General features: G+C 50.3%; 1 protein-coding gene. It reads left to right on the top strand.

Annotated features, from left to right (window positions below; translation table 11 throughout):
- Positions 1 to 473 (top strand): AMP-binding protein (locus tag C900_RS27375; protein ID WP_040497688.1); only part of this gene is annotated, 473 nt, incomplete at both ends.

Below are 473 nucleotides of genomic sequence, written 5' to 3'. Positions count from 1 at the left end.
AAGACGATTATTGACCTTTTTGAGGAGCAGGTAGCCCTTACCCCGGATAACATTGCTGTAGTGAGTGGCGATCACTCACTGACCTATCAGTTACTGAAGGAGAGGTCAGATAAAGTGGCCATATACCTTCAGCAAGAACAGGACGTGCAGCCTGGGGATATGGTAGGCGTTCTGCTGGAGAGAGAGGAACAACTTTTGCCGGTAATATTTGGTATACTGAAATCGGGAGGCGTTTATGTGCCTCTGTCACCCCACCATCCCTCAGCACGCGTTAAGGGCATCATATCCGATTCGGGCATGAAAGCTTTGATCACGCGCACGGAGCATGTGGAAGCATTAGAATTAGAGATGGCCAGTGGCTTGGTAGACCTGGACGAAGCAGTTGAATCCATCAGCAGTCAGCGTCCGGTCAGTCAGTCCTTCAGGGCGAAAGGTAACGACCTTGCCTATGTGATCTATACATCGGGCTCTAC

The sequence above is a fragment of the Fulvivirga imtechensis AK7 genome (assembly GCF_000331535.1).
GTDB lineage: Bacteria > Bacteroidota > Bacteroidia > Cytophagales > Cyclobacteriaceae > Fulvivirga > Fulvivirga imtechensis.
This window is presented reverse-complemented; position numbering and strand designations above follow the sequence as displayed.